Below are 22,050 nucleotides of genomic sequence, written 5' to 3' on the forward strand. Positions count from 1 at the left end.
CCCAGATGGAAATGACGATCCTGCATGTGTTTAACGGACTCAGCGTCAGCTCGATCCTGTTATTGATTGCTCTTGGCTTGGCGGTGACGTTCGGCTTGATGAATGTCATTAATATGGCCCATGGCGAGTTGATCATGATCGGTGCTTACTCCACGTACGTCACCCAAGGCTTGTTCACTGCGTATATGCCGAAATCCTGGTTCGACACCTATTTCATTGCAGCTTTGCTTGTATCTTTCTTGGTTGCAGCCGCCGTCGGCTGGCTGCTTGAAATGGTTCTCATACGCCATCTGTACGGCAGGCCGCTGGACAGTTTGCTCGCCACATGGGGCGTCGGGATGATGCTGCAGCAAATCGCAAGGTTTATCTTCGGCGCACCCAACGTGGCCGTAACCAGTCCCTCTTGGCTGAACGGCGGGCTTGCGATCACCCCAAGCATCGTCCTTCCTTACAAGCGGCTGTTCATTATCCTATTGGTGGCCGCCGTTCTGACGGCCATGTATTTCTATATTTACAGAACGGTTCAAGGCCGAAGAATGCGGGCGGTCATGCAGAACCGCAGCATGGCCGGGTGTCTCGGCATTTCAACCCGGCGCGTGGACGGCCTCACGTTTGCGATCGGCTCGGGCATTGCCGGTATTGCCGGCTGCGCGTTGACGCTGCTCGGCCCGATCGGTCCTTCGATCGGCACCTACTATATCGTCGATGCTTTCATGGTGGTGGTGCTTGGCGGCGTTGGAAAGTTGATCGGCACGGTTGCCGGGGCGTTGGGCATCGGCGTGTTCAATACGCTGTTTGAGACCTACACTTCGGCATCTATCGGCAAAGTGCTGGTATTCGCCTGCATCGTGGCTTTCCTGCAGTGGAAGCCACGCGGGCTTGTTGCGCTACGAACACGCAGCCTGGATTAGAGAGGAGGGGATGATATGGTGCTGAAATGGTTGACAGGAACCCCCGGCAGCCGATCGAAACGGATTTTGTGGAGCGTTGTGCTGCTTCTGATGTGTATGGCGCCTTTGTTCACGACCCCTTTTCGCCTCGGATTGTTGACCAAATTTCTGGCTTTGGCGATCCTGGCGGTCGGGCTGGACCTGATCTGGGGCTATGGCGGCATTCTAAGTCTGGGGCACGGCGTGTTCTTTGGATTAGGCGCTTATGCCATGGCCATGTATTTGAAGCTGGACGCCAGCGGCTCGTCCCTGCCTGATTTTATGGGATGGAGCGGGGTAACGTCTCTCCCTTGGTTCTGGGAGCCTTTCCGATCGTTCCCCGCGGCCTTGATACTCGGAATGCTGCTTCCGGCCTTGCTCGCGTTAATCCTCGGATTTTTTACGTTCCGCAATCGGATCGTTGGCGTGTATTTTACGATCCTGACGCAGGCCCTGGTCATGATCGTGGTTACGCTGTTTGTAGGCAAGCAGGAGTGGACGGGTGGCACGAACGGGCTTACGGGATACAACTCCATATTGGGTTTTAATCTGAATGCTCCGTCAACGAAAATCGGATTGTATTTTGTTACACTGGCCGCTCTGGCAGGAGCCTATATTCTGTGCAGAAGAATTGTGAACAGCAGGGTGGGTCAGGTGCTGGAAGCATCAAGAGATGGAGAGAACCGGGTGCGGTTTCTGGGATTTGACCCTTCCCGTTACAAGACCTTTGCCTTTGCCGTATCGGGCGGTCTGGCCGGCCTTGCAGGCATGCTGTTTGTCCTTCAGGTCGGCATTATTTCGCCGTCGATGATGGGCATCGTCCCGTCCATTGAAATGGTGCTCTGGGTTGCTCTCGGCGGCAGGGGAACGCTGATCGGCGCGATTATTGGCGCCGTGCTGCTGAACGCGGCCAAGACCGGGATCAGCGAGGCTTATCCGGAAGGATGGCTGCTCGTATTGGGCGCTTTGTTTGTCATCGTTGTTGTGTTGATGCCAAAAGGCTTGATCGGATTGTGGAGCAAGGTGGTTTCGTCATTATCCAAAAGAGGAGGGACTGTCCATGCAGCCGTACGCAAAGAGAGCTGATATGCCGCTCGCCGTCCATGGAGAAGTCAGAGACATCGGTATTTCCCCTATCGTGCTGTCCGCGGAGAACATGACGGTCACGTTTGGCGGGTTTGTGGCGGTAAACGGCATGAATCTGGCGCTGCGCCAGCATGAGCTGCATTTTCTGATCGGCCCGAACGGCGCGGGAAAAACCACGATGCTGGACGTGATCTGCGGGAAGACAAAGCCTGCTGCAGGAAGGGTGCTGCTCGGAGACGGCCTTGAGATCACGAGAAAGCGGGAGTATGAAATCGCACGTCTCGGCGTGGGCCGAAAATTTCAAGCGCCATCGATATTTCCTAATCTGAGCGTCAAAGAAAACCTGGAGCTGACGGTCGATCCCGATCGAAGCGTGTTCCGGGCGCTGAAGGCCAGGAGAAATCGGTGCACCACGTTCGAGATGAAGAAGGTTCTGGAGTTGATCGGGCTGCCCGATCGGCTTCACGTTCGGGCAGGCTCTCTGTCGCATGGGGAGAAGCAATGGCTGGAGATCGGCATGCTGCTTCTTCAGAAGCCGCGGCTTCTGCTTCTCGATGAGCCGGTAGCCGGGATGACGGACGAGGAGACGATGAAGACCGGTGAGCTCCTCCAGCGTATCGCCAAGGAATGCTCCGTCGTTGTGGTTGAGCACGACATGGAGTTTGTGCGCTCTTTTGCCGCCAAGGTTACCGTGATGCATGAAGGGAAGCTGCTGAAGGAAGGCTCCATGCAGGAGATTCAGCGCGATCCGCTGGTAGCCGAGGTTTATCTGGGAAGAAGGAGGGAGGCGAATGCTCAAGCTGCAGGGCATTGAATCGGGCTACGGGGAGAGTCCCGTCCTGCGCGGCGTATCCATGGTTGTCGACCCGGCGAAGGTCGTGTGTCTGGTAGGGCGCAACGGCGTCGGGAAAACCACACTGATGCGGACCTTAACCGGGCAGCTGAAAATCCGGCAGGGGCGGATGACTCTTGGCGAGCAGGAGGTTACCGGCTGGGATTCCGTAAAAAGGGCGAGAGGCGGCATCGGGTATGTCCCGCAAGGGCGCGAGATTTTTCCACAGCTTACAGTGAAGGAGAATCTGCTGCTCGGACTTGAGCCATGTGCGCCGAGGAGGAAGGCATTTCCGGAGGATGTGTTAGCCCTGTTTCCAGTACTGCCGCAAATGTACCACCGTCAGGGCGGCGATTTAAGCGGCGGACAGCAGCAGCAGCTCGCCTTCGCGAGGGCGCTTGCTTCCCGGCCCAAGGTGCTGCTGCTCGATGAGCCGACCGAAGGAATCCAGCCTTCCATCGTAGAGGAAATTCAAGACGTCATCCGGGGCATCAAAGCCAAAGGGGAAACGTCGGTCATTCTGGTGGAGCAGAGCATCGAGTTCGTCCGGAGCGTGGCCGACTATATCTATGTCATGGATAAAGGCACAATTGTCGCCGAAGGGGTTCAAGATGCCATCGATATGGAGCAATTCGAGCATTATTTGACGGTATGAAGTTTATTTATAAGGGTAAATATCATGTATTAGAGAACGAAGCAACATATGAAACGCTGATGATAGAGGGTTGTCTCTGAATGGGTTCGTTTTTTCACCTGCGGAGACAGCTCTTTTTTTATTTTGATCTTGCTATTTTGGAGGCGTGGGGTTAGAATGTGAGTGATTCAACTTGTACGTACATGTAATTATAGATCGCTTGTTTTATTATATAGGTATGTACAAGTTAGTGAGCAAGCATTCATACAGGAGGCGTTATGATTATGAATTTGAAACCGCATTCTTTTTGGTTCGTCACCGGAAGCCAGCACTTGTATGGCCCCGAAACGCTGGAGCAGGTCGCTGAGCATTCCCGCATCGTGGCAACGGAGTTTGACAAAGATCCTGTATTTTCGTATCCCATTGTGTTCAAGCCAATCGTAACCACACCCGATGAAATATACAACCTGATTCTTGAGGCCAACAACGATGAGTCCTGCGCAGGCATTATGACCTGGATGCACACCTTCTCCCCAGCCAAAATGTGGATCGCGGGCCTATCCCAATTGCAGAAGCCGCTTCTTCATTTCCATACCCAATTCAACCGGGATATCCCTTGGGAAACGATTGATATGGACTTTATGAATTTGAACCAGTCCGCGCACGGTGACCGCGAGTATGGTCATATCGGCGCCCGTCTCGGTATTGCCCGCAAGGTCGTCGTGGGCCATTGGGAAGACGGGGAGGTTCGCGACAGCATAGCAGGCTGGATGCGGACTTCCGCGGCCTATGCCGAAAGCCGCAGGCTGAAGGTGGCTCGCTTCGGTGATAATATGCGCCAGGTGGCGGTAACCGAAGGGGATAAAGTGGAGGCGCAAATCAAGCTTGGCTGGTCCGTCAACGGTTATGGCATTGGCGATCTTGTGCAGTCCATGAATGAAGTCGGCGATGAGGAGGTAAAAGCGCTCCTGAACGAATATGCCGAGTTATATTCGATAACCAAGGAAGGGCTTAGCGACGGTCCTGTGCGCGATTCGATTGCGTATCAAGCCCGGATCGAGATTGCGCTGCGTCGTTTTCTGGAGGAAGGCGGCTTCGGCGCATTCACGACGACGTTCGAGGATCTGCATGGAATGAAGCAGCTTCCGGGACTCGCCGTACAGCGTCTGATGGAGTCCGGCTACGGTTTCGGCGGGGAAGGGGACTGGAAAACCGCTGCCCTGACACGCGTATTGAAGGTGCTTGCGGGGAATAAAAGTACTTCTTTCATGGAGGACTACACCTATCATTTCGAGCCGGGGAATCATATGATTCTTGGATCGCACATGCTGGAGGTATGTCCGACCATCGCACTGGATAAACCGACGCTGGAGGTACACCCGCTCGGCATTGGAGGCAAGGGAGATCCGGCACGACTCGTGTTTAACGGCCAGGACGGCCCGGCCGTCAATGCTTCCCTGGTTGATCTGGGCCACCGCTTCAGACTGCTGGTGAATGTGGTGGATGGCGTCAAGGTCGAGCAGCCGATGCCGAAGCTGCCGGTAGCCCGCGTGCTGTGGAAACCGCAGCCATCGCTTCGCGAATCTGCGGAAGCGTGGATTTTGGCCGGCGGAGCGCACCACACCGTTCTCTCTTATGCCATGACGGCTGAGCATTTGAGCGATTGGGCGGAGATGGTTGGCATTGAAGCGGTCGTTATCGATAAGGATACAACGATACCGCGCTTCAAGAACGAGCTCCGCTGGAGCGAAGCCGCGTATCGTCTGCGGTAACTGGTTCTGTCGGCATTCCCCTGGCCTGTGTTACAATAGCGAGATAACTTAGGATTGCAAGGGATCCTAACATAATGAGTGCGTGAGGCTAGAGGTGAATGATGAATAATAGACGGATACCCAAATATATTGTATTAAAAAACGAACTGCTCTCCTGGTTTGAATCCGGCCGGCTACAAGCGGGCAAACAGGTTCCTTCGGAGCATGAAATCGCCGACCAGTTCGGCGTAAGCCGCCAGACGGTCCGCCAAACCTTCGGCGAGCTGGAGAAGGAAGGCTGGCTGGAACGGATTCAGGGCAAAGGGACGTTCGCTAGAAATCCCGAGCGGCGGGAGAGCGAGCAGGTTAAGACGATCGGCATCATGACTACGTACATCTCGGATTATATCTTCCCGCATATCGTTCGGGGAGCGGAGGCGGAGCTGCGCAGCAAGGGATACCGCCTGCTGCTCTCCAGTACCGATAACAACAAGGAAAAGGAGATGGAGAGTCTTCAGCTCATGACCAGCCAGCCGCTCAGCGGGCTGATTATCGAGCCGACCAAGAGTGCGGAGGGCAACCCGAATCTGACGTATTTCCTGTCCCTGCAGGAGAAGGGAATTCCGTTTTTGATGATTAATGAGAAGTATCGGGAGCTGGAATGTCCTTGTCTGAAGCTTGACGATGAGCTTGGCGGCTACAAGGCCACACGTCATTTGATCGAGAACGGGCACCTGGCGATAGCCGGATTTTTCAAACGGGACGATCTTCAGGGCGTGAACCGGCTGAAAGGCTTCCTGCGTGCGCATCGCGAGGCGGGAATTCCCGTTTCGCCGGAGCGGGTGGTTACGTATACCACGGAACAGAAGGGAAGTTTTCCGTATGATCAGGCCGTCCAATTGCTGAAGCAGCCGGATGAGCAGCGACCGACGGGGTTTGTATGCTATAACGACGAGCTGGCTGTGTTTTTGGCGGAGGCTGCCGGGCAATGCGGGCTGCAAATTCCGCAGGATGTGTCCATGGTCGGCTTTGATGATTCGACGCTAGCCGTTGCTTCAGGTGTGAAGCTGACAACGATGACCCACCCGAAGACAGAGATGGGAATCATGGCGGCCAGACAATTGATCAGCATGATTGAACATCATACCGTTATAGAGGATACGGTGTTTCAACCGGAGCTGGTGGAGAGAGAATCGGTGAAGAAACGGTAGAGAATAAGGGAGCTGAAGGTCCGAAATATCGGACCCTTGCTTACCAACTTGTACGTACAACTATATTTTTCAAATATAGAGAGGAGCGGTTGTTCATGTTGGAGGATTTAAAGCAGCAGGTGCTGGAGGCGAATTTGGACCTTCCGAAGCACGGACTCGTTACCTTTACATGGGGAAATGTAAGCGGCATCGACCGTGAACGGGGACTGTTTGTCATTAAGCCAAGCGGCGTGCCTTACGAGGATTTAAAAGCGGACGACATGGTCGTGCTGGATTTGAAGGGAAATGTCGTTGAAGGGAATTTGCGACCTTCCTCCGATACTCCGACTCATCTGGTGCTGTATCAGAACTTTAAAGAGATCGGCGGGATTGTGCATACCCACTCTCCATGGGGAACGAGCTGGGCTCAAGCCGGACGTGCGCTTCCTGCCTACGGAACGACGCATGCCGATTATTTTTACGGAGAGATTCCGGTTACGCGGCCCATGACTCGCGATGAAATCGAGGGAGCCTACGAGCTGGAGACGGGCAACGTCATTGTCGAGCGATTTGTTGACCTGGATCCGAACATGGTGCCCGGGGTGCTTGTCCATTCGCATGCGCCGTTCGTGTGGGGCAAGGATGCGCATAACGCGGTTCATAATGCGGTCGTGTTGGAGGAGTGCGCCAAGATTGCAGCCCGGATGCAGCAGATTAATCCGGAAACCGAACCGATGGATCAGACGCTGCTGGATCGTCATTTTTTGCGGAAGCATGGCGTTAATGCCTATTACGGTCAAAAGTAACACTTGTATTCATCATTCATGATTTCATCTGTAGGAGGAAATGAGATGGGGAATAAATACACCATTGGTGTCGATTACGGAACACAGTCCGGGCGTGCGGTGTTGGTTAATCTGGCTGACGGGCAGGAAGTAGCGGATCATGTTACGCCTTACCGGCATCATGTCATCGATGAGTTTTTGCCGGGTACCGGGAAGAAGCTGGAGCACGACTGGGCGCTTCAGCATCCGGGAGATTATCTGGAGGTTCTGAAGGCATCTGTACCTGCTGTCATCCAACAATCCGGGATTGACCCGGCGGACGTGATTGGCATCGGCATTGATTTTACGGCCTGCACCATGCTGCCCGTTGACGAGCTTGGGGAGCCGCTCTGCTTCCATCCGGAGCTGGCCGACCAGCCGCACAGCTGGGTGAAGCTGTGGAAGCATCATGCCGCCCAGCCGGAAGCAGACAAGATCAACGCGATTGCCGCCGAGCGCGGAGAAGCCTTTTTGCCCCGTTATGGCGGAAAGATTTCATCGGAATGGATGATCGCAAAGGTCTGGCAGATTCTTGACGAGGCACCGGCGATCTATGAACGTGCGGACAGGTTCCTGGAAGCTACCGATTGGGTCATTTCCCAAATGACCGGGCAGATTGTCCGTAACAGCTGTACGGCTGGTTACAAGGCGATATGGCATAAACAAGACGGATATCCAAGCAGGGAATATTTTAAAGCGCTGGATCCCCGGTTGGAGGATCTGGCCGATACGAAGCTGCGCGGAGAGGTCCGTCCCCTCGGGAGCAGCGCAGGCGATCTGACGGAAAAGATGGCGGAGATGATGGGCTTAACGCCAGGGATTGCCGTGGCCGTCGGCAACGTTGACGCTCATGCTGCGGTGCCTGCGGTTGGTGTCGTCACACCGGGCAAGCTGGTTATGGCGATGGGCACATCGATCTGCCATATGCTGCTCGGTACGGAAGAGAAGCAGGTTGAAGGGATGTGCGGTGTCGTCGAGGACGGGATCATTCCCGGATTATACGGTTATGAAGCAGGGCAATCGGCAGTAGGCGATATTTTTGAATGGTACGTTGAGGAAGCGCTTCCCGCGTATGTAAAAGAAGCTGCGTCCGAGGAAGGAATCGGGGTACACCAATGGCTTGAGCGGGAAGCGGCTGCGTACAAGCCGGGTCAAACCGGTCTGCTTGCGCTGGATTGGTGGAACGGCAACCGTTCCGTGTTGGTGGATACGGATCTGACCGGGCTGATGTTAGGGATGACCCTGTTGACAAAGCCGCAGGAAATTTACCGCACCTTGCTTGAGGCGACCGCATTCGGCACGCGCAAAATCGTGGACGCCTTTCACGAGAACGGCGTGGCTGTGGATGTCTTGTATGCATGCGGCGGACTACCGCAGAAGAACCGTCTCTTGATGCAGATTTATGCGGATGTTACCAATCGTGAAATTGTGGTGGCTGATTCCAAACAGACGCCGGCGCTTGGAGCCGCGATGTTCGCCGCAGTTGCAGCGGGTCAGGCGCAAGGCGGGTATGATTCGATTATCGATGCTGCCGAGAAGATGGCGCGGGTGAAGGAAGAGACCTTCAAGCCAATTCCGGAGCATGTAGAAGTATATGAGCAGCTGTATCAGGAGTACAGCAAGCTGCATGACTATTTTGGCCGGGGCGAAAACGACGTGATGAAGCGGCTAAAGCGGATTAAACAAACGGCAGAATAGCCCCTGGCACTAGAAGCTTGAATAAACACAGCAGGATGGGATGAAGGGGAGGAACAGCATGACGGATTACTTGAACGATGCAAAAGGTTTAATGAGCCGGATAAGGGTAGTCCAGCCCGGGTTCCGCGGACTTGAAACCATGGTGCTTCAGCCTGGCGCTATGCTTGACGTGCCTCCGTATCTTAAACGGCAGGGCCTTGGTTCACCAATCGTTGTTGCGGATGCGAATACGTATGAAGCAGCGGGTCAAAAGCTGGTGGAGATCCTGGAAACCGATGGTCAGAAGCCCCAGCTGTGCCTGATTCAGCCTGATGAGCAAGGCGATGTTGTGGCGGATGAACGCTCATTGATGCAGCTGTTTATCGAAGTGGAGCCTGAAGGGACAGGATGCTTAATCGCTGTGGGTTCCGGGACCATTCATGACATTACCCGCTTTGTGAGTCACCGGAGCGGCAAACCGTTCATCTCGGTCCCTACGGCACCTTCGGTCGACGGCTTTACTTCGGCGGGCGCGCCGATCGTGGTCCGGGGAGTCAAGCAAACCTTTGCGGCTACGGCCCCGATCGCGATATTCGCGGATCCGGACATTCTTGTGAAGGCACCGCAGCCGCTGGTAGCGGCAGGCTTTGGCGATATGCTCGGCAAATATACCTCCCTGCTGGATTGGAAATTCTCTTCGACCACGGCCGGCGAGCCTTATGATGATCAAGTGGCGGCCATTACGGAGAAGGCGCTCCAAGCTTGCATTGAGCATGTAGAGGCGATCGGCCAGCGCACGGAGGAAGGGATTCGCATTCTGATGACGGCTTTGATCGAATCGGGTATCGCGATGCTGCTGTTCGGACAGTCCCACCCTGCCTCCGGGGCGGAACATCATCTGTCGCATTACTGGGAGATGGAGTACTTGCGCCGCGGCAACCGGGCGCTGCTGCATGGTGCCAAAGTGGGGGTAGCCTGCAGCGAAATATCGAGTCTTTATCACGATGCGGCTGATAAGGGAGTGTATCCTAATGCCGAGCCTATACATTGGGAGACATATAGAGAGCAGGTTCGAGAATGGCTGCGCAAGGTCCCTTCGAAGGAGAAGATTGCCGAGCTGCTGCGACAAGCCGGAGGTCCGTCCACCCTGCAGGAGCTTGGCATTGATGACGTGCTGTTCCGGGAGAGCCTGCGGGAGGCGCACACGCTGCGCGATCGCCATACCATCTTGAGGGCTCTGAACGAGGGTAATGTTGGGTAGAAAAGACGGAACGGTGCATGGAAGTGGATACATCATAAACTGAAATCGTCCAAGAAAACAGTGGAATTGTCATTTTTGTTTTTTTAATAAGAAATATCGTTGCATCCAAGCAAAAGGGACTCTTTATGATCGAATGATCATGGAGAGCCCCTTTTTGTTGAATTCCTATGTGTCCCGTGTGTCTCAAAGTACTCAAACAGACGAATCAAAATAAATCGATTCTTGTTGGCGTGAGGCTTGTAATCCAGCGATACCCGCCATATCAAGACATTTCCTCTTATCCTTCCTTCACATCATACAGCACGCGAGCTAACAGGTCCTGGCTGTAGTTGCCGAAATGTTTGCCGTAAATGGTTAAGCCCCGTTTATTAACAGATCGCTCGTTAACGGCGATCCTGAAGGTGAGCTCGCTCTTGTAATCAAGCTGAATCTGGTCCAGACCGACATCCGAGATGCGGCATCCATCGATAAAGCTGCCTTCCTTATTAATTCGAATAAGCTTCAGCATGCCGTATTGGTTCAAGTGGGGCGGCCACCATTCGGGGTTGAAGGTACCGCGTTTGTCCCCGAAATCCCCCGGACTTGTCCAGCTGCCAATCTCGATCCCGTTTACGTAAAAGAAAATGTCCGATGGGTAATTGTCGCAATGTCCCGGCGCTTCAGAGCCAAGCTCTAAGGAGAATTGAATCTCGCGGAACGATTGGTTGGACTTCAAATAATTCGGAATCCGGTATTCCAGGAATCCTTCGGTAAGCCAGATGATCTCCGAGTTGATCCGTTCCGGATCGGCGAAATAGCGCGGATCGTCAAAATCTCCGATGATACTGTCCTTGGTCGCAAGCCCGCAGGTCGGGATCGCTTGGTAATCGCTGTAATGGCCAACCTGAATTTCCACCTCGTACAAGTTATCAATATCCTTGCTGCGAAGATCAACCATCAAGGTATCTTTGTTCAGGTAGCAGATCTTCTGAATGCCATGCTTCCCGCCCGTGGTATTGATTTCGATCAGGCCGCTATCTTCCAGTTTCTTGATATGCATAGTGATAGCGCCATTGCTGAGGTTCAGCCTGTTGGCGAGGTCGTTGAGGTTCAGACTTTGATTCTTGGCCAGCAGCTCCAGAATTTGAATGCGAATTTCCGAGCTGAGCGCTTTAAAGATATCAAGCCCGCTCATTAAATCTTTAATGTAGATCATCTTATCTCGAACCTTCTTCCGATTAAAGGATTTATATAACGATGGTATAGGTAAAGAGGTTTATTTCAAATAATTATAAATCAATCTGTGCGCTAAATAAAGATGTCATCTAATTCTTCGAAAAATTCACAGATAAAATAAGAATTTGAATACTAAAAATCATTTTATTTGAAATTATTATGAAAGGAATAACTCAGGAAACAGAAGAAAATTGTTTTTTTGACCAGAATTAAGTGCCTTTTCAGTTGAAAAATGAATTCATTTCTAATTTATATAAATCATTTTATATTTGTATATTTACAGAGTGTGCTTCATATGATATTTTATATTTGAAAACGAATTCATTCAATGTTATTTGAATTGTTTCATAATTATATCAACGGAAGGTGAAGGACTTGGCAGCTGAGAAATTGAAAGCACGAATGATCGTGGATAAGTCGTTTCGGATCGCGCAAGTTGATAACCGTATTTATGGCTCGTTCATTGAACATCTAGGCCGCGCTGTATATGGCGGGATTTACGAGCCCGGCCATGAATCTGCGGATGCAGGTGGTTTTCGTAACGACGTGAAGGAATTGATCAAGGAACTGGATGTCCCGATTATAAGATATCCCGGCGGGAATTTTGTATCAGGCTATAACTGGGAAGATGGCGTAGGTCCTGTAGCCGAACGGCCGAAACGGCTGGAACTGGCCTGGAGGACGCTGGAGCCGAACGATGTTGGCACAAATGAGTTTATTTCCTGGGCTAAGGAAGTGGGCTCTGACGTTATGATGGCCGTAAACCTCGGTACTCGTGGGATCGACGCTGCCAGAAATCTGCTGGAATACACGAATCATCCCGGAGGTACTTACTGGAGCGATCTAAGACGCAGTCATGGCTATGAACAGCCGCACAAGATCAAGACCTGGTGTCTTGGTAACGAGATGGACGGACCTTGGCAGATCGGACACAAGACCTCGACTGAATACGGCCGGCTTGCGCTGGAGACGGCAAAAGCCATGCGGCTTGTCGACCCGACCATCGAGCTGGTTTCATGCGGAAGCTCGAGCACGGGGATGCCGACATTCCCTGAATGGGAAGCCGTGACGCTGGATCATACGTACGAGGCGGTTGATTACATATCGCTGCATCAATATTACGGTAACCGTGATAACGATACCGCCAACTATCTGGCCCTTTCTCTGGATATGGATCACTTTATTCATACGGTCAAATCCACTTGTGATTACATCAAGGCCAAGAAACGCAGCAAAAAGACAATGTATCTCAGCTTCGACGAGTGGAATGTCTGGTATCATTCCAATGACGCCGACAGACAGATTGATCCATGGAGCATCGCTCCGCCTCAGCTGGAGGATGTGTATAATTTCGAGGATGCGATTCTTGTCGGCAGCATGCTGATTACCTTCCTGCGCCACGCAGACCGGGTGAAGATGGCTTGCCTGGCACAGCTCGTAAACGTCATTGCGCCGATTATGACCGAGAGCGGCGGTCGTTCATGGAAGCAGACCATCTTTTATCCGTATCTTCACGCTTCGAAATATGGCCGTGGCGTATCGCTGCTGCCGATTGTCGAGTCACCGAAGTATGATTCCAAGGATTTTACCGATGTTCCGTATCTGGACAGCGCGGTCGTTCATAACGAAGAGGATGAAGAAATTACGATTTTTGCCGTGAACCGTCATCTGGAGGAAGCATTGGAGTTGGAATGCGATGTGCGCAGCTTTGAAGGCTACCGGCTGCTGGAGCATATCGTGATGGAGCACGACGATCTGAAAGCGGTGAATACCGCATCCGAGGAAAGAGTGAAACCTCATCATCAGGGCGGGGCTAAACTCGATAACGGTATGGTTACCGCAAGGCTGGCCAAGGCATCATGGAACGTTATTCGCTTGAAAAAAGCTTAAGGAAAAACAGGGGGCAGTCCTCACCATGGACTGCCCCATCTCCCAAACTCATATCAAATTACACCTAATATGAAAGCGCTTTATTTCTGGAGGGATAGCAGAAGTACCGATTTTTGAAGTGTAGGTTTGTATGAACGAAAATTAGGGGAGGTCCAGTAGGATGATGAAAAAATGGATGGTTGTATTCATGGTGTTATGTATGACGTTGTTTCTGTGGGGGTGCGGTAAATCGAACAATGCCGGCGGTGAAACCTCGGTTCTGGATGGAGGGGCAGGGGAAAGCGCTACGGAGCTGTCTTATTGGACGTTTGTCGAGCTGCATGGACAGCATTTCGAGAAAATGCTGGGCAAGTGGAATGCCGAGAATCCCGAACGCCAGATTAAGCTGAATGTGACGGTCATGCCGTATGACGACATGCATAACAAATTATCCATTGCGGTTCAATCGGGGACGGGGGCACCCGACATTGCGGATATCGAGCTTGGGAAGTTTCCGGATTTCCTGTCCGGCACGCCGCAGCTGGAACCGCTCAATGACGTCATTGATCCATTCCGTGACACCATCGTTAAATCCCGAATTGACCTATACAGCAAGGAAGATGTGAATTACGGCATCCCGACCCATGTGGGTGCATCCGTTGCCTTTTATAATACCGAGATTTTGGAGGAGGCCGGCGTTAACTATCAGGATATCGTGACTTGGGAGGACTTTAAGCAGGCCGGTATCCAGGTATATGAAAAAACAGGCAAGTACATGGGAACAGCCGATACAAGCGCAGCCTGGCAAGCCTCCATGCTATTGGCGCAGCAAGGCGCGGATCTGACGGACGATTCCGGCAATCCGATCGTGAACTCGGAAGCGATGGTGAAAGCCATGACGCTGCTCAAGGACTTGCAGGATAACAATGTCATAGCAACCATTGCCGGCGGCCAGCCTGATACCGAAGAAGCCTATGGAGAGTTTAATGCAGGAAATTACGCTACGGCCTTTATGCCGCTGTGGCAAATGTCCAGATACACCAACTACATGTCCGACTTGTCCGGGAAAATAGCCATCGCGCCGATTCCGGTCATTGAAGAAGGTATGCCGAGATCGGTTGGCGGAGGCGGCACCGGCACGGTCGTTACCAAGACCGCAAAAGACGTACAGCTGGCGAAAGACTTTCTGGCATTCGCCAAGCTGTCCCTGGATGCCAATAAAGAGATCTGGAATACGCTTGGATTCGATCCGGTCAATATGGACGTTTGGGATATGAAGGATGTTACGCACAATGCCGAGAATCAGTTCGTCAAGTATTTTGTCAATAACCCGTTTGATGTCTTGAATGAGATCCGGGATGAAATCCGCTTAATCAAATCGACCTCCGCATCACCTACCATCAACAACGTTCTGTGCACTACGACCTTCAACGAGATTTTTGAGGATGGCAAGGACATTACCGAAGCTTTGAACGATGCCCAGAAACAAATCGAACAGGAATTAAAATGACACTCGCTCATAGGGTACCAAAACAAAGAGCTGCTCATGGACCGTTAATGAGCGGCTCTCATTAAAGGAGTAGAATCATGATTAAAAAATTTCTGTACTCGCAAAAGGTTGCTCCTTACGTGTTTGTTCTGCCGTTTATTCTGGTGTTCCTTATATTCTGGGTATTACCGCTGGGCAGCTCGTTTGGCATGAGCTTTCAGAAGACGCAGCTGGGGCAGGAAGCGGATTGGATCGGTTTAGCTAATTACGGAAAGCTGATGGGAGACGGCGTCTTTCTGAAGGCGGTCACGAACAGCGCGATTTACATGATCCTGACGCTCCTGATCCTGATTCCGTTTCCGATGCTGTTCGCGGTCCTGATTAACAATAAGTTCATGTGGGGAAGAGAGTTTTTTAAATCGTCCTTTTTCTTCCCGGCACTGACGTCGGTTGTTGTCGCAGGCACCATATTTCGGCTGATGTTCGGCGAGATGGAAGGTTCCCTCATCAACAGTCTACTAGGATGGTTCGGGATCGACCCCGTGAAGTTTCTGAAGGGACAGGTTACCGGTTTTATTGCTTTGGTGGCTCTTGCCACATGGCGGTGGACGGGAGTCAATATGCTCTATTTTTTATCGGGGCTCAAAAACATCCCGGGCGAATATTATGAGGCGGCATCCATCGACGGGGCTTCGGCCTTTCAGAAATTCACCAAAATCACGATGCCTTTGTTGAAGCCAACCACGATTTACGTGTTAACGATCAGCATTTATGCGGGGCTTGCCATGTTTATTGAGAGCATGATGCTCTGGAACGGCAACAACTCCCCGAAAAATATCGGCCTCACCATTGTCGGTTATTTGTACCGTCAAGGCATTGAGAAGAACAATCTGGGTTATGCGGCCGCTGTAGGGATCGTGCTGCTGGCGATTACCATGATCATTAATCTTACACAGCTGACACTCTCCGGCATGTTCAAGAAGGAGGATTGAGAATGAGAAGAGAAACGCTGATCAAAATCATCCTCTTCATTTTATTCTCCATACTTTGCTTTCTGATCCTGGTGCCTTTTTATGCCGTCACCATCGCTTCCTTCAAACCCGGGGAGGATTTGATCCGGTATGGGCTGAATTTGAAATTTGACTTGACGGTGATGAGCCTGGACAATTTCACATACTTGTTTACGGGCGATCATTCTTACTTTATGTGGTTTTTTAACTCTTTGCTCCTCACGGTGGTTCAGGTTACATTGACCCTGCTGGTCAGCGCAACCGTTGCCTATGGGTTTGCAGCCTATGATTTCATCGGCAAGAATTTCTTGTTTATCTGCGTGCTTCTGATTATGATGGTTCCTTTTGAAATTCTTCTTCTTCCGTTATACTCCCTGACGTACAACCTTGGCCTTATGAATTCATACTCGGCGATTGTGCTGCCGGGAATCGCAAGCGCAGCTACGATCTTTTTCTTCAGGCAGTATTTAAGAGGGGTTCCAAAAGAAATGATTGCGGCAGGGCGGGTGGACGGCGCGACGGAATATGGAATTTATGTGCGGCTGATCTTGCCTGTGATGAAGCCTTCCTTCGCTGCCATGGCGATCCTGAACGGCATGAACAGCTGGAACAATTTTCTGTGGCCGTTCATGGTGCTCAGCGACGATAGCAAGTATACACTTCCGATCGGATTAAAGACGCTCTTGACCCCTTACGGGAACAACTATGATTTATTGATTGTCGGCTCCTTCTTCTCGATCATTCCGATCTTTATTTTGTTCATGGCCTTCCAGAAGTATTTTATCGACGGGATGACAGCGGGGGCGGTGAAAGGATGACCGCTCGGTCGATAGGAAGGGCCTGACCTTGCAGGCGGCACCTCAAATCCATTATGATACAAAGAAACCTGCGTGTTTTCATGTTTGATATGATGAATGAGGTGACCGTATCGTGCATCCTGTAACTCGGGCTCTATTATGGATTGGCGGCGCTCTGATCGTGATTGGGCTGCTCTGGCCTGTCATTGGACGATTTGTCGGCCGGCTGCCGGGTGACATCGTGGTGGATAAACCCCATGTCAAAATTTATTTCCCGATCGTAACCTGCCTCGTCATCAGCGTGGTGGGCTCGTTGATTCTGTTTCTGATCCAGCAGTTTCGTAAATAGCAGGAATTTCATAAAAAAACGTCTATCGACGTACTTTCTCAGAAGACGGGATGTTTTTCTTGCGATATCAGGAAGGCCTAAGCTTCGGAGTCTATACTTTCTGATATCTTAAAAAAACAGGCCGGCTAGGGTGAACCCTTAGCCGGCCTGTTTACATGGAAAGAGAAGCTTACTTCTGAATGATGGTAATCTCGGCATTCGGATCCAGGTTTCTCACGATGGATTTGAACCTGGGCATCTCCAGAATGTGAACCCGATAAACCAGCTGCGTCGAACCGATGGTGTCACCGTCATGCGTAGAGTCATCTTTAGCGTTAGCAGTTTGGGATTCATACCCCATGATGGTTTTCATGCTCTGCCTGATTTCCGCTGCGCTTACGCTACGAATCCGGACCTCTCGTTTAAGCGGAAGGCTTGAAGTCGTAATACGTCCGGTCTCCAGCGCCATCAGGCATGCGATCGCAGAGTACATCGCTCGTTCCCACCCGAGAAGCAGCCCTGCCAATGTCAGTACGAATGTATTGACCATGACATGGATGTACGGCAGCTTTAGGCGGGTTAGCAGATGCGATAGCTGCTGCGGAATTTTGGGCATTTGCAGTGTGTCCAGGACAACGCCGTAACGAAGGCCGATACCGATGCCCAGCCCAAGGAAAATGCCGCCGATGCCTGCACTCCCGATGTTGCTGTCGATGAGTGCGGGAACCGGAAAGAACAGGATCGAGCATATGGAAAACGTAAGCAGCCCGACGGTGGCAATGACGGCTTTTTCCCGGTTGGACCTACGGTAGACCAGCAGGAGCAGAGGCAGGTTTAATGCAAACAGAAACATGCCCGTATGAAGCCCCGTCAGATGCGAAGCGAGCGCAGAGATTCCCGTTACGCCGCCCGCGATGATGCCGCTAGGAACTAGAAATAAATCTAAACCGAACGCCGCGATCAGGCCTCCGATGGCAGCCATGCTCATCCTTCTTCGTGTACTTGCCTTACTTACGGCCTCTTGTGGACCGTTCGTTACCCGAACCGGGGCTTGAACCATAGGCAATGTACCCTCCTTTATCCGCTGGCACTTTCATCCTTTAGCTTCGGTTTAACCGGTTTCTTCTCCTTATGATCTTTAAATCTAAATATTTTGTTTAAGAAGTTATATACGTGCTTGGACTCCTTGGTCAGCAGCGGTCCGAGTATAGCTAGTATCAGCACATACAAGGCTGCAAACGGCTGGATGAAGGTTGCAAGTCCGCCCGCTTTACCCATATTAGCGAGAATAATGGAGAATTCCCCGCGGGATACGATGGTCAGACCGATATTGGAGGATGCTTTGGAGGACAATCCTGCACTGCGTCCTGCAAGCATACCTGCAATAAAGTTACCAAGGAGCGTGATGACAACGGCGATCAGCGATAACCACACAGCTCCGCCAAGCTCGGAAGGTACAATCGTTAAACCGAAGCTAAAGAAGAATATGGCTCCAAAGAAATCACGGAATGGTAAAATCAAATGCTCAATGCGTTCTCGATGCTCCGTCTCAGCCAGGACGAGCCCGACGAGCAGAGCGCCGATGGCCTCGGCAACATGAATCGTTTCGGCGAATCCTGCGAGCAGGAACAACGCGCCAAAAACAACCAAGGCAAACAATTCGTTAGACCGTATATTTAATACCTTATTCAGAAGCGGTACGGCTTTACGGCCAATAATGAGGACAAGCAGCATAAATCCGAGAGCGATCACCGCAGATATCAGTACTCCGCCCAGTGATGATGATCCGCTTAATACGAGGCCGGAGAGAATAGAGATATATACAGCCAGGAATACATCCTCGAACATGATAATACCGAGAATCATTTCAGTTTCGGGATTCGCCGTTCTTTTCAGGTCAACCAGCACCTTGGCTACGATAGCGCTTGAGGAGATGGTGGTTATTCCCGCAACAATGAGTGTTTCCGCCACGGGGAATCCGGAAAAGATCCCGATCATCAGCCCAAGCGTAAAGTTAATGGCAATATAGATGCTGCCACCAACAACGATGGACTTCCCTGATTTGATTAACCGGCCGACCGAGAATTCGAGGCCAAGATAGAACAGAAGGAACAGTACGCCGATTCGACCCATAAAGTCGATGAACGGAGCACTTTCTATAAAACGAAAATCGAATGATCCAAAATGAAAAGCATGAGGCCCTACCGCCATCCCTATCAGAATATAGAAAGGGACGACGGAAAACCGGAGTTTAGCCGATAGCAACCCCGCCAGGGCGATCAGAGCAATCGCCAGTCCAACTTCCAAAACCAAATGATCCATTCATCAACCACGTCCGTTCATCAAGATTTGTTTAAATAGCCGCTGTTGTTGACGCTCACCGACAACGACGAGTGTCGAGTCCGGTGTAATGATAACGTCAGGTCCGGGATTGATTTGTTTACTGTTTTTATCAACTGTCGCAATGATGGTTGCGCCTGAGGCTTGGCGTACGCCCAAATCACCAATCGATTTACCTGCCCCGTAATAGTGGGGCTCGATGCGGTACCATTCGATAATCAATTCGTCCAGCGCCATGTCGATGGTTTCCAGCGCCTTAGGTTTATAAGTGAGACCGCCAACAATGGCAGCAATTTGGCGAGCCTCATCATCATCCAGGGAAATCATGGAGATGCTTTCGTCCGGATCGTCATGTTCATAATGGTACATTTCACGGCGGCCGTCGTCATGAATGATAATGACCAGTTTATCGCCACCGCGGGTATCGATGACGAACTTCTTACCAATTCCGGGCAAATCTGTTTCGCGAACATGCATAGGTTAAAATCCTCCTAAAAATACACTTTTAGTTTTTTTTTGCAGACCGATCATACGGATATCAAAAATATACGAAGCCAAATAAAACAATCCATTCAGGATGAAATTGCACCGTTTTTAATAAACCTATGTGCATACGTCAATCATCACAGGTTGAGGGTAGGGTTGCATGAGAGATGAAAAATTGGCGAATTTAAGAAACCGCAGTCAGTTTGAATGCGAAAAAGGGGAGGACACTATACGAACTTCGATGTGTATTTAATGGGGAATAGTAATAAAAGCCGGAGCCGAAGCGGAATGATCGGCCGATACGGCAGACGTGTTTTGGGAGCCTGCAGCATAAGAACGGCCGACATCAATAAGAACAGCGGCAAGGTATTGCCGGCTGCCTTAAGTTTGGAGAGAATTTGAGAGTGTTTCAGAACAGCCGCTTTCAGATGATGGTCGTGCTTGTATACATACCGCTCATCATGGGTTTCGCTGCTGTAGTACTCCTGGACGGGAATGTAAAGGGCAAATGCCGTAACCAGAACAAGTACCAGCATCCAAAGAATTCTTGCTGTTTTTAAGAAACGGTTCACGGTTACTCCCCCTTCGTCCCAAGCTTCTATGTTAATCATAACATAAAAATAATCGTTCTCAAAATGAGAACGATAAATTATTTTTGAACACTTTTACAGATCAATTTCATTTTTTACATTATATTGAAGCGAGACTTGTCTTACTTTTTGCGAAGTTTATCGTAATTTTCCGTATCGGGATTGATATCAACTTTCGATTCATCTTTATCTTCCAAAATGCCAAGGACCAAATCGTCGAGTTTATCGGTTGCGGCTTGATTCGGACGGTCGGGCTCGGGAATAGGGTCTACGCCGGGGAACTGTCCGTCATATTCAGGTTTCTTTTTGCTCATTAGGGTCTCATTCCTTTCTGGCAATATTTTGGCACAAAAGCTTTCGTTATATGTAACGAATAAACGCGGGGGGTGAAAATGAAACAATGCAATCGATCATCAACATGGTAACCGTCTTCCTTCTATATTAGGTAACTCCTATATATCCATCTGCTATATAAGAAATATGCTAGAATGTAGTGGAGGAATATTATACCAGGGGGTAATGTTAGATATGAAGAAAAAAATGCTGTGCTGCACCATCGCTTTATTACTTGTGTCAGGCTCGGTCGTTTCGGCTCATCCGGGAAGAACAGATGCCAACGGAGGGCATACCTGCCGTACCAATTGCGAACGCTGGGGTCTGTCCTATGGCGAGTACCATTATCATAACGGCGGAGGAAGCTCTTCAGGCAGCAAGTCATCTTCATCCACGCCTAAAGCCAAATCATCGAAGAATAGTACAACAAAATCCACTGTGCCGAAGCCGGCAGCTCCGGCCTATGCCAAGTCCGGACTTAAAGTTTACGTTAACGGCAGCGTGGTGAAGTTTGAGAGTGAGCCGTTAGTGTATAACAACATCAATTTGGTACCGCTGCGGGAAATCGCTGAAGGAATGGGAGCCGAGGTTACCTGGAATCGCGAAGCTGCCACCATTGGCGTGCAAAGAGGCAATCATAAAATCACACTTACGATGGGCAGCAAAACCGTCTATTACAACGGCAAGTCGGAAACCGTTACGGTCGCTCCCAAAGTGATCGACGGCGTGACTTATGTTCCGATTCAGGTGTTTGCAAGGGGCCTTGGTGCTGGCGTGAACTATACCGATCATGATAAAATTCTTAGAATCTCCTTATAGGAATAAAATAAATACAGCTTTAAACGGGTGAACAGAGAGGGGAGAGCATACTTGAGTTTTTTTGATAAATTTAAGGCAGGTGTGTCCGACGCCGGAAACAAAGCCAAAACACTGGTGGAGATCAATCGGTTAAAGCTGCAAAACAACGGTAAAAAAAGCGACATCGATGAGCAGCTTCTGGAAATCGGCAAGGTTGTATTTGCTTCAACCGAAGCTGGGAAGTGGCCGCCTGATCAGGAGAGTATTCAGAGCTACGTGGCCAAGATTCATCAATTGAATTTTGAAATCGAACAAAATCTGCTTCATATCGCCAATCTTACGGATGAAAAGGTATGCAGAGGCTGTGGGAACAGCTCCGCTATGAACGCTAAGTTCTGTGCCCACTGTGGCCGTACGTTCGAGGTGATTCAAGTGCAATCGGAAGAGGAGCGCAAAGAGGTTCCGCTGCTGAAGGATGGTGGCGACCAAGAGGAACCGAAGTAGTGTTGTTCTAATTGACCTGATGTTAGGATGAATGTTTTTGCTAAAGATCGAGCCGCCCCTGGTTTGGGAATGACCGGGGGCGGCTCTTTTTCTTTTTGTCCCGGGTG

The 22,050-nt window shown here is 50.9% G+C and carries 22 protein-coding genes; 16 read left to right on the forward strand and 6 right to left on the reverse strand.

Going from position 1 to position 22,050, the window contains the following annotated elements; translation table 11 throughout:
* Positions 1-5: 5 nt before the first annotated feature.
* From urtB to OHJ21_RS00495, 9 genes are all read left to right on the forward strand, one after another.
* Positions 6-911, forward strand: a complete 906-nt coding sequence (gene urtB, locus OHJ21_RS00455; protein WP_486019151.1) for an urea ABC transporter permease subunit UrtB — start codon at positions 6-8, stop codon at positions 909-911.
* Between the two features lie 15 nt (positions 912-926).
* Complete coding sequence (gene urtC, locus OHJ21_RS00460) at positions 927-2,015, forward strand: urea ABC transporter permease subunit UrtC (protein WP_100535814.1); 1,089 nt, start codon at positions 927-929, stop codon at positions 2,013-2,015.
* Positions 1,990-2,829, forward strand: coding sequence for an urea ABC transporter ATP-binding protein UrtD (gene urtD, locus OHJ21_RS00465; protein ID WP_100535815.1), 840 nt, complete (start codon positions 1,990-1,992; stop codon positions 2,827-2,829). Before urtC ends, urtD begins: the two co-directional genes overlap by 26 nt.
* Positions 2,807-3,502 carry an urea ABC transporter ATP-binding subunit UrtE gene (gene urtE, locus OHJ21_RS00470; protein ID WP_486019152.1) on the forward strand — a complete coding sequence of 232 codons (696 nt, stop codon included), beginning with the start codon at positions 2,807-2,809 and terminating at the stop codon, positions 3,500-3,502. The genes urtD and urtE overlap by 23 nt, the downstream gene beginning before the upstream one ends.
* Positions 3,503-3,765: 263 nt before the next feature.
* On the forward strand, positions 3,766-5,253 hold the full coding sequence (araA, locus tag OHJ21_RS00475) for an L-arabinose isomerase (protein ID WP_486019153.1): 1,488 nt from the start codon (positions 3,766-3,768) through the stop codon (positions 5,251-5,253).
* Between the two features lie 101 nt (positions 5,254-5,354).
* Positions 5,355-6,443: a GntR family transcriptional regulator gene (locus OHJ21_RS00480; protein WP_326114874.1), complete on the forward strand. Its 1,089-nt coding sequence runs from the start codon at positions 5,355-5,357 to the stop codon at positions 6,441-6,443.
* Positions 6,444-6,538: 95 nt separating this feature from the next.
* Complete coding sequence (gene araD / locus OHJ21_RS00485) at positions 6,539-7,228, forward strand: L-ribulose-5-phosphate 4-epimerase (RefSeq protein WP_486019154.1); 690 nt, start codon at positions 6,539-6,541, stop codon at positions 7,226-7,228.
* A gap of 45 nt (positions 7,229-7,273) precedes the next feature.
* The gene (locus tag OHJ21_RS00490) at positions 7,274-8,944 is read left to right on the forward strand and encodes a ribulokinase (RefSeq protein WP_486019155.1); all 1,671 of its coding nucleotides are present in this window, start codon (positions 7,274-7,276) and stop codon (positions 8,942-8,944) included.
* 58 nt (positions 8,945-9,002) lie between these two features.
* Positions 9,003-10,184, forward strand: a complete 1,182-nt coding sequence (locus OHJ21_RS00495) for a sn-glycerol-1-phosphate dehydrogenase (RefSeq protein WP_100535821.1) — start codon at positions 9,003-9,005, stop codon at positions 10,182-10,184.
* 277 nt (positions 10,185-10,461) lie between these two features.
* On the opposite strand, the gene OHJ21_RS00500 is transcribed toward OHJ21_RS00495, so the two are convergent.
* Entirely contained in the window at positions 10,462-11,379 is a 918-nt protein-coding gene (locus tag OHJ21_RS00500; protein ID WP_100535822.1) for an ArsR/SmtB family transcription factor, read from the reverse strand.
* Between the two features lie 422 nt (positions 11,380-11,801).
* Between OHJ21_RS00500 and arfA the strand changes: the two genes are divergently transcribed.
* The 5 genes from arfA to OHJ21_RS00525 all read left to right on the forward strand — a co-directional run bounded on the left by arfA (position 11,802) and on the right by OHJ21_RS00525 (position 16,913).
* On the forward strand, positions 11,802-13,289 hold the full coding sequence (gene arfA, locus OHJ21_RS00505) for an arabinosylfuranosidase ArfA (RefSeq protein ID WP_486020986.1): 1,488 nt from the start codon (positions 11,802-11,804) through the stop codon (positions 13,287-13,289).
* A gap of 160 nt (positions 13,290-13,449) precedes the next feature.
* Positions 13,450-14,778: an ABC transporter substrate-binding protein gene (locus tag OHJ21_RS00510; protein WP_394057237.1), complete on the forward strand. Its 1,329-nt coding sequence runs from the start codon at positions 13,450-13,452 to the stop codon at positions 14,776-14,778.
* 77 nt (positions 14,779-14,855) lie between these two features.
* Positions 14,856-15,749: a carbohydrate ABC transporter permease gene (locus OHJ21_RS00515; protein ID WP_098742633.1), complete on the forward strand. Its 894-nt coding sequence runs from the start codon at positions 14,856-14,858 to the stop codon at positions 15,747-15,749.
* Positions 15,750-15,751: 2 nt separating this feature from the next.
* Entirely contained in the window at positions 15,752-16,585 is an 834-nt protein-coding gene (locus OHJ21_RS00520) for a carbohydrate ABC transporter permease (protein WP_100535825.1), read from the forward strand.
* Positions 16,586-16,697: 112 nt separating this feature from the next.
* Positions 16,698-16,913 (forward strand): DUF2905 domain-containing protein, encoded by a 216-nt coding sequence (locus OHJ21_RS00525; RefSeq protein ID WP_071223055.1) that lies wholly within the window; start codon positions 16,698-16,700, stop codon positions 16,911-16,913.
* A 169-nt stretch (positions 16,914-17,082) separates the two neighbouring features.
* On the opposite strand, the gene OHJ21_RS00530 is transcribed toward OHJ21_RS00525, so the two are convergent.
* The 5 genes from OHJ21_RS00530 to OHJ21_RS00550 all read right to left on the reverse strand — a co-directional run bounded on the left by OHJ21_RS00530 (position 17,083) and on the right by OHJ21_RS00550 (position 20,622).
* A complete protein-coding gene (locus OHJ21_RS00530; protein ID WP_326117660.1) occupies positions 17,083-17,952 on the reverse strand; it encodes a YitT family protein in 870 nt (289 codons plus the stop codon).
* Between the two features lie 17 nt (positions 17,953-17,969).
* The gene (locus OHJ21_RS00535) at positions 17,970-19,214 is read right to left on the reverse strand and encodes a cation:proton antiporter (protein WP_326114879.1); all 1,245 of its coding nucleotides are present in this window, start codon (positions 19,212-19,214) and stop codon (positions 17,970-17,972) included.
* 3 nt (positions 19,215-19,217) lie between these two features.
* Positions 19,218-19,709 carry a cation:proton antiporter regulatory subunit gene (locus OHJ21_RS00540; RefSeq protein ID WP_100535828.1) on the reverse strand — a complete coding sequence of 164 codons (492 nt, stop codon included), beginning with the start codon at positions 19,707-19,709 and terminating at the stop codon, positions 19,218-19,220.
* 236 nt (positions 19,710-19,945) lie between these two features.
* Positions 19,946-20,290, reverse strand: coding sequence for a hypothetical protein (locus OHJ21_RS00545; protein ID WP_100535829.1), 345 nt, complete (start codon positions 20,288-20,290; stop codon positions 19,946-19,948).
* Positions 20,291-20,430: 140 nt separating this feature from the next.
* Positions 20,431-20,622, reverse strand: a complete 192-nt coding sequence (locus tag OHJ21_RS00550) for a hypothetical protein (RefSeq protein WP_100535830.1) — start codon at positions 20,620-20,622, stop codon at positions 20,431-20,433.
* 214 nt (positions 20,623-20,836) lie between these two features.
* Here OHJ21_RS00550 and OHJ21_RS00555 point away from each other — a divergent pair, with 214 nt between their 5' ends.
* Together OHJ21_RS00555 and OHJ21_RS00560 are read left to right on the forward strand one after the other, a co-directional pair.
* A complete protein-coding gene (locus OHJ21_RS00555; protein ID WP_100535831.1) occupies positions 20,837-21,460 on the forward strand; it encodes a copper amine oxidase N-terminal domain-containing protein in 624 nt (207 codons plus the stop codon).
* A 51-nt stretch (positions 21,461-21,511) separates the two neighbouring features.
* A complete protein-coding gene (locus OHJ21_RS00560; RefSeq protein ID WP_326114880.1) occupies positions 21,512-21,943 on the forward strand; it encodes a zinc ribbon domain-containing protein in 432 nt (143 codons plus the stop codon).
* Positions 21,944-22,050: the final 107 nt, after the last annotated feature.

This window comes from Virgibacillus sp. LDC1, assembly GCF_025792345.1.
GTDB classification, from domain to species: domain Bacteria; phylum Bacillota; class Bacilli; order Paenibacillales; family Paenibacillaceae; genus Paenibacillus_AQ; species Paenibacillus_AQ lautus.

Bases quoted from the DNA above. Each gene is read 5' to 3' on its own strand.
- OHJ21_RS00530 (WP_326117660.1), bottom strand. From the start codon at position 17,952: ATGGTTCAAGCCCCGGTTCGGGTAACGAACGGTCCACAAGAGGCCGTA.
- OHJ21_RS00555 (WP_100535831.1), top strand. From the start codon at position 20,837: ATGAAGAAAAAAATGCTGTGCTGCACCATCGCTTTATTACTTGTGTCA.
- araD (WP_486019154.1), top strand. From the start codon at position 6,539: ATGTTGGAGGATTTAAAGCAGCAGGTGCTGGAGGCGAATTTGGACCTT.
- urtC (WP_100535814.1), top strand. From the start codon at position 927: ATGGTGCTGAAATGGTTGACAGGAACCCCCGGCAGCCGATCGAAACGG.
- OHJ21_RS00480 (WP_326114874.1), top strand. From the start codon at position 5,355: ATGAATAATAGACGGATACCCAAATATATTGTATTAAAAAACGAACTG.
- OHJ21_RS00550 (WP_100535830.1), bottom strand. From the start codon at position 20,622: ATGAGCAAAAAGAAACCTGAATATGACGGACAGTTCCCCGGCGTAGAC.
- arfA (WP_486020986.1), top strand. From the start codon at position 11,802: ATGATCGTGGATAAGTCGTTTCGGATCGCGCAAGTTGATAACCGTATT.
- OHJ21_RS00535 (WP_326114879.1), bottom strand. From the start codon at position 19,214: ATGGATCATTTGGTTTTGGAAGTTGGACTGGCGATTGCTCTGATCGCC.
- urtE (WP_486019152.1), top strand. From the start codon at position 2,807: ATGCTCAAGCTGCAGGGCATTGAATCGGGCTACGGGGAGAGTCCCGTC.
- OHJ21_RS00495 (WP_100535821.1), top strand. From the start codon at position 9,003: ATGACGGATTACTTGAACGATGCAAAAGGTTTAATGAGCCGGATAAGG.
- urtB (WP_486019151.1), top strand. From the start codon at position 6: ATGGAAATGACGATCCTGCATGTGTTTAACGGACTCAGCGTCAGCTCG.
- araA (WP_486019153.1), top strand. From the start codon at position 3,766: ATGAATTTGAAACCGCATTCTTTTTGGTTCGTCACCGGAAGCCAGCAC.
- OHJ21_RS00510 (WP_394057237.1), top strand. From the start codon at position 13,450: ATGATGAAAAAATGGATGGTTGTATTCATGGTGTTATGTATGACGTTG.
- OHJ21_RS00500 (WP_100535822.1), bottom strand. From the start codon at position 11,379: ATGATCTACATTAAAGATTTAATGAGCGGGCTTGATATCTTTAAAGCG.
- urtD (WP_100535815.1), top strand. From the start codon at position 1,990: ATGCAGCCGTACGCAAAGAGAGCTGATATGCCGCTCGCCGTCCATGGA.
- OHJ21_RS00520 (WP_100535825.1), top strand. From the start codon at position 15,752: ATGAGAAGAGAAACGCTGATCAAAATCATCCTCTTCATTTTATTCTCC.
- OHJ21_RS00515 (WP_098742633.1), top strand. From the start codon at position 14,856: ATGATTAAAAAATTTCTGTACTCGCAAAAGGTTGCTCCTTACGTGTTT.
- OHJ21_RS00540 (WP_100535828.1), bottom strand. From the start codon at position 19,709: ATGCATGTTCGCGAAACAGATTTGCCCGGAATTGGTAAGAAGTTCGTC.
- OHJ21_RS00490 (WP_486019155.1), top strand. From the start codon at position 7,274: ATGGGGAATAAATACACCATTGGTGTCGATTACGGAACACAGTCCGGG.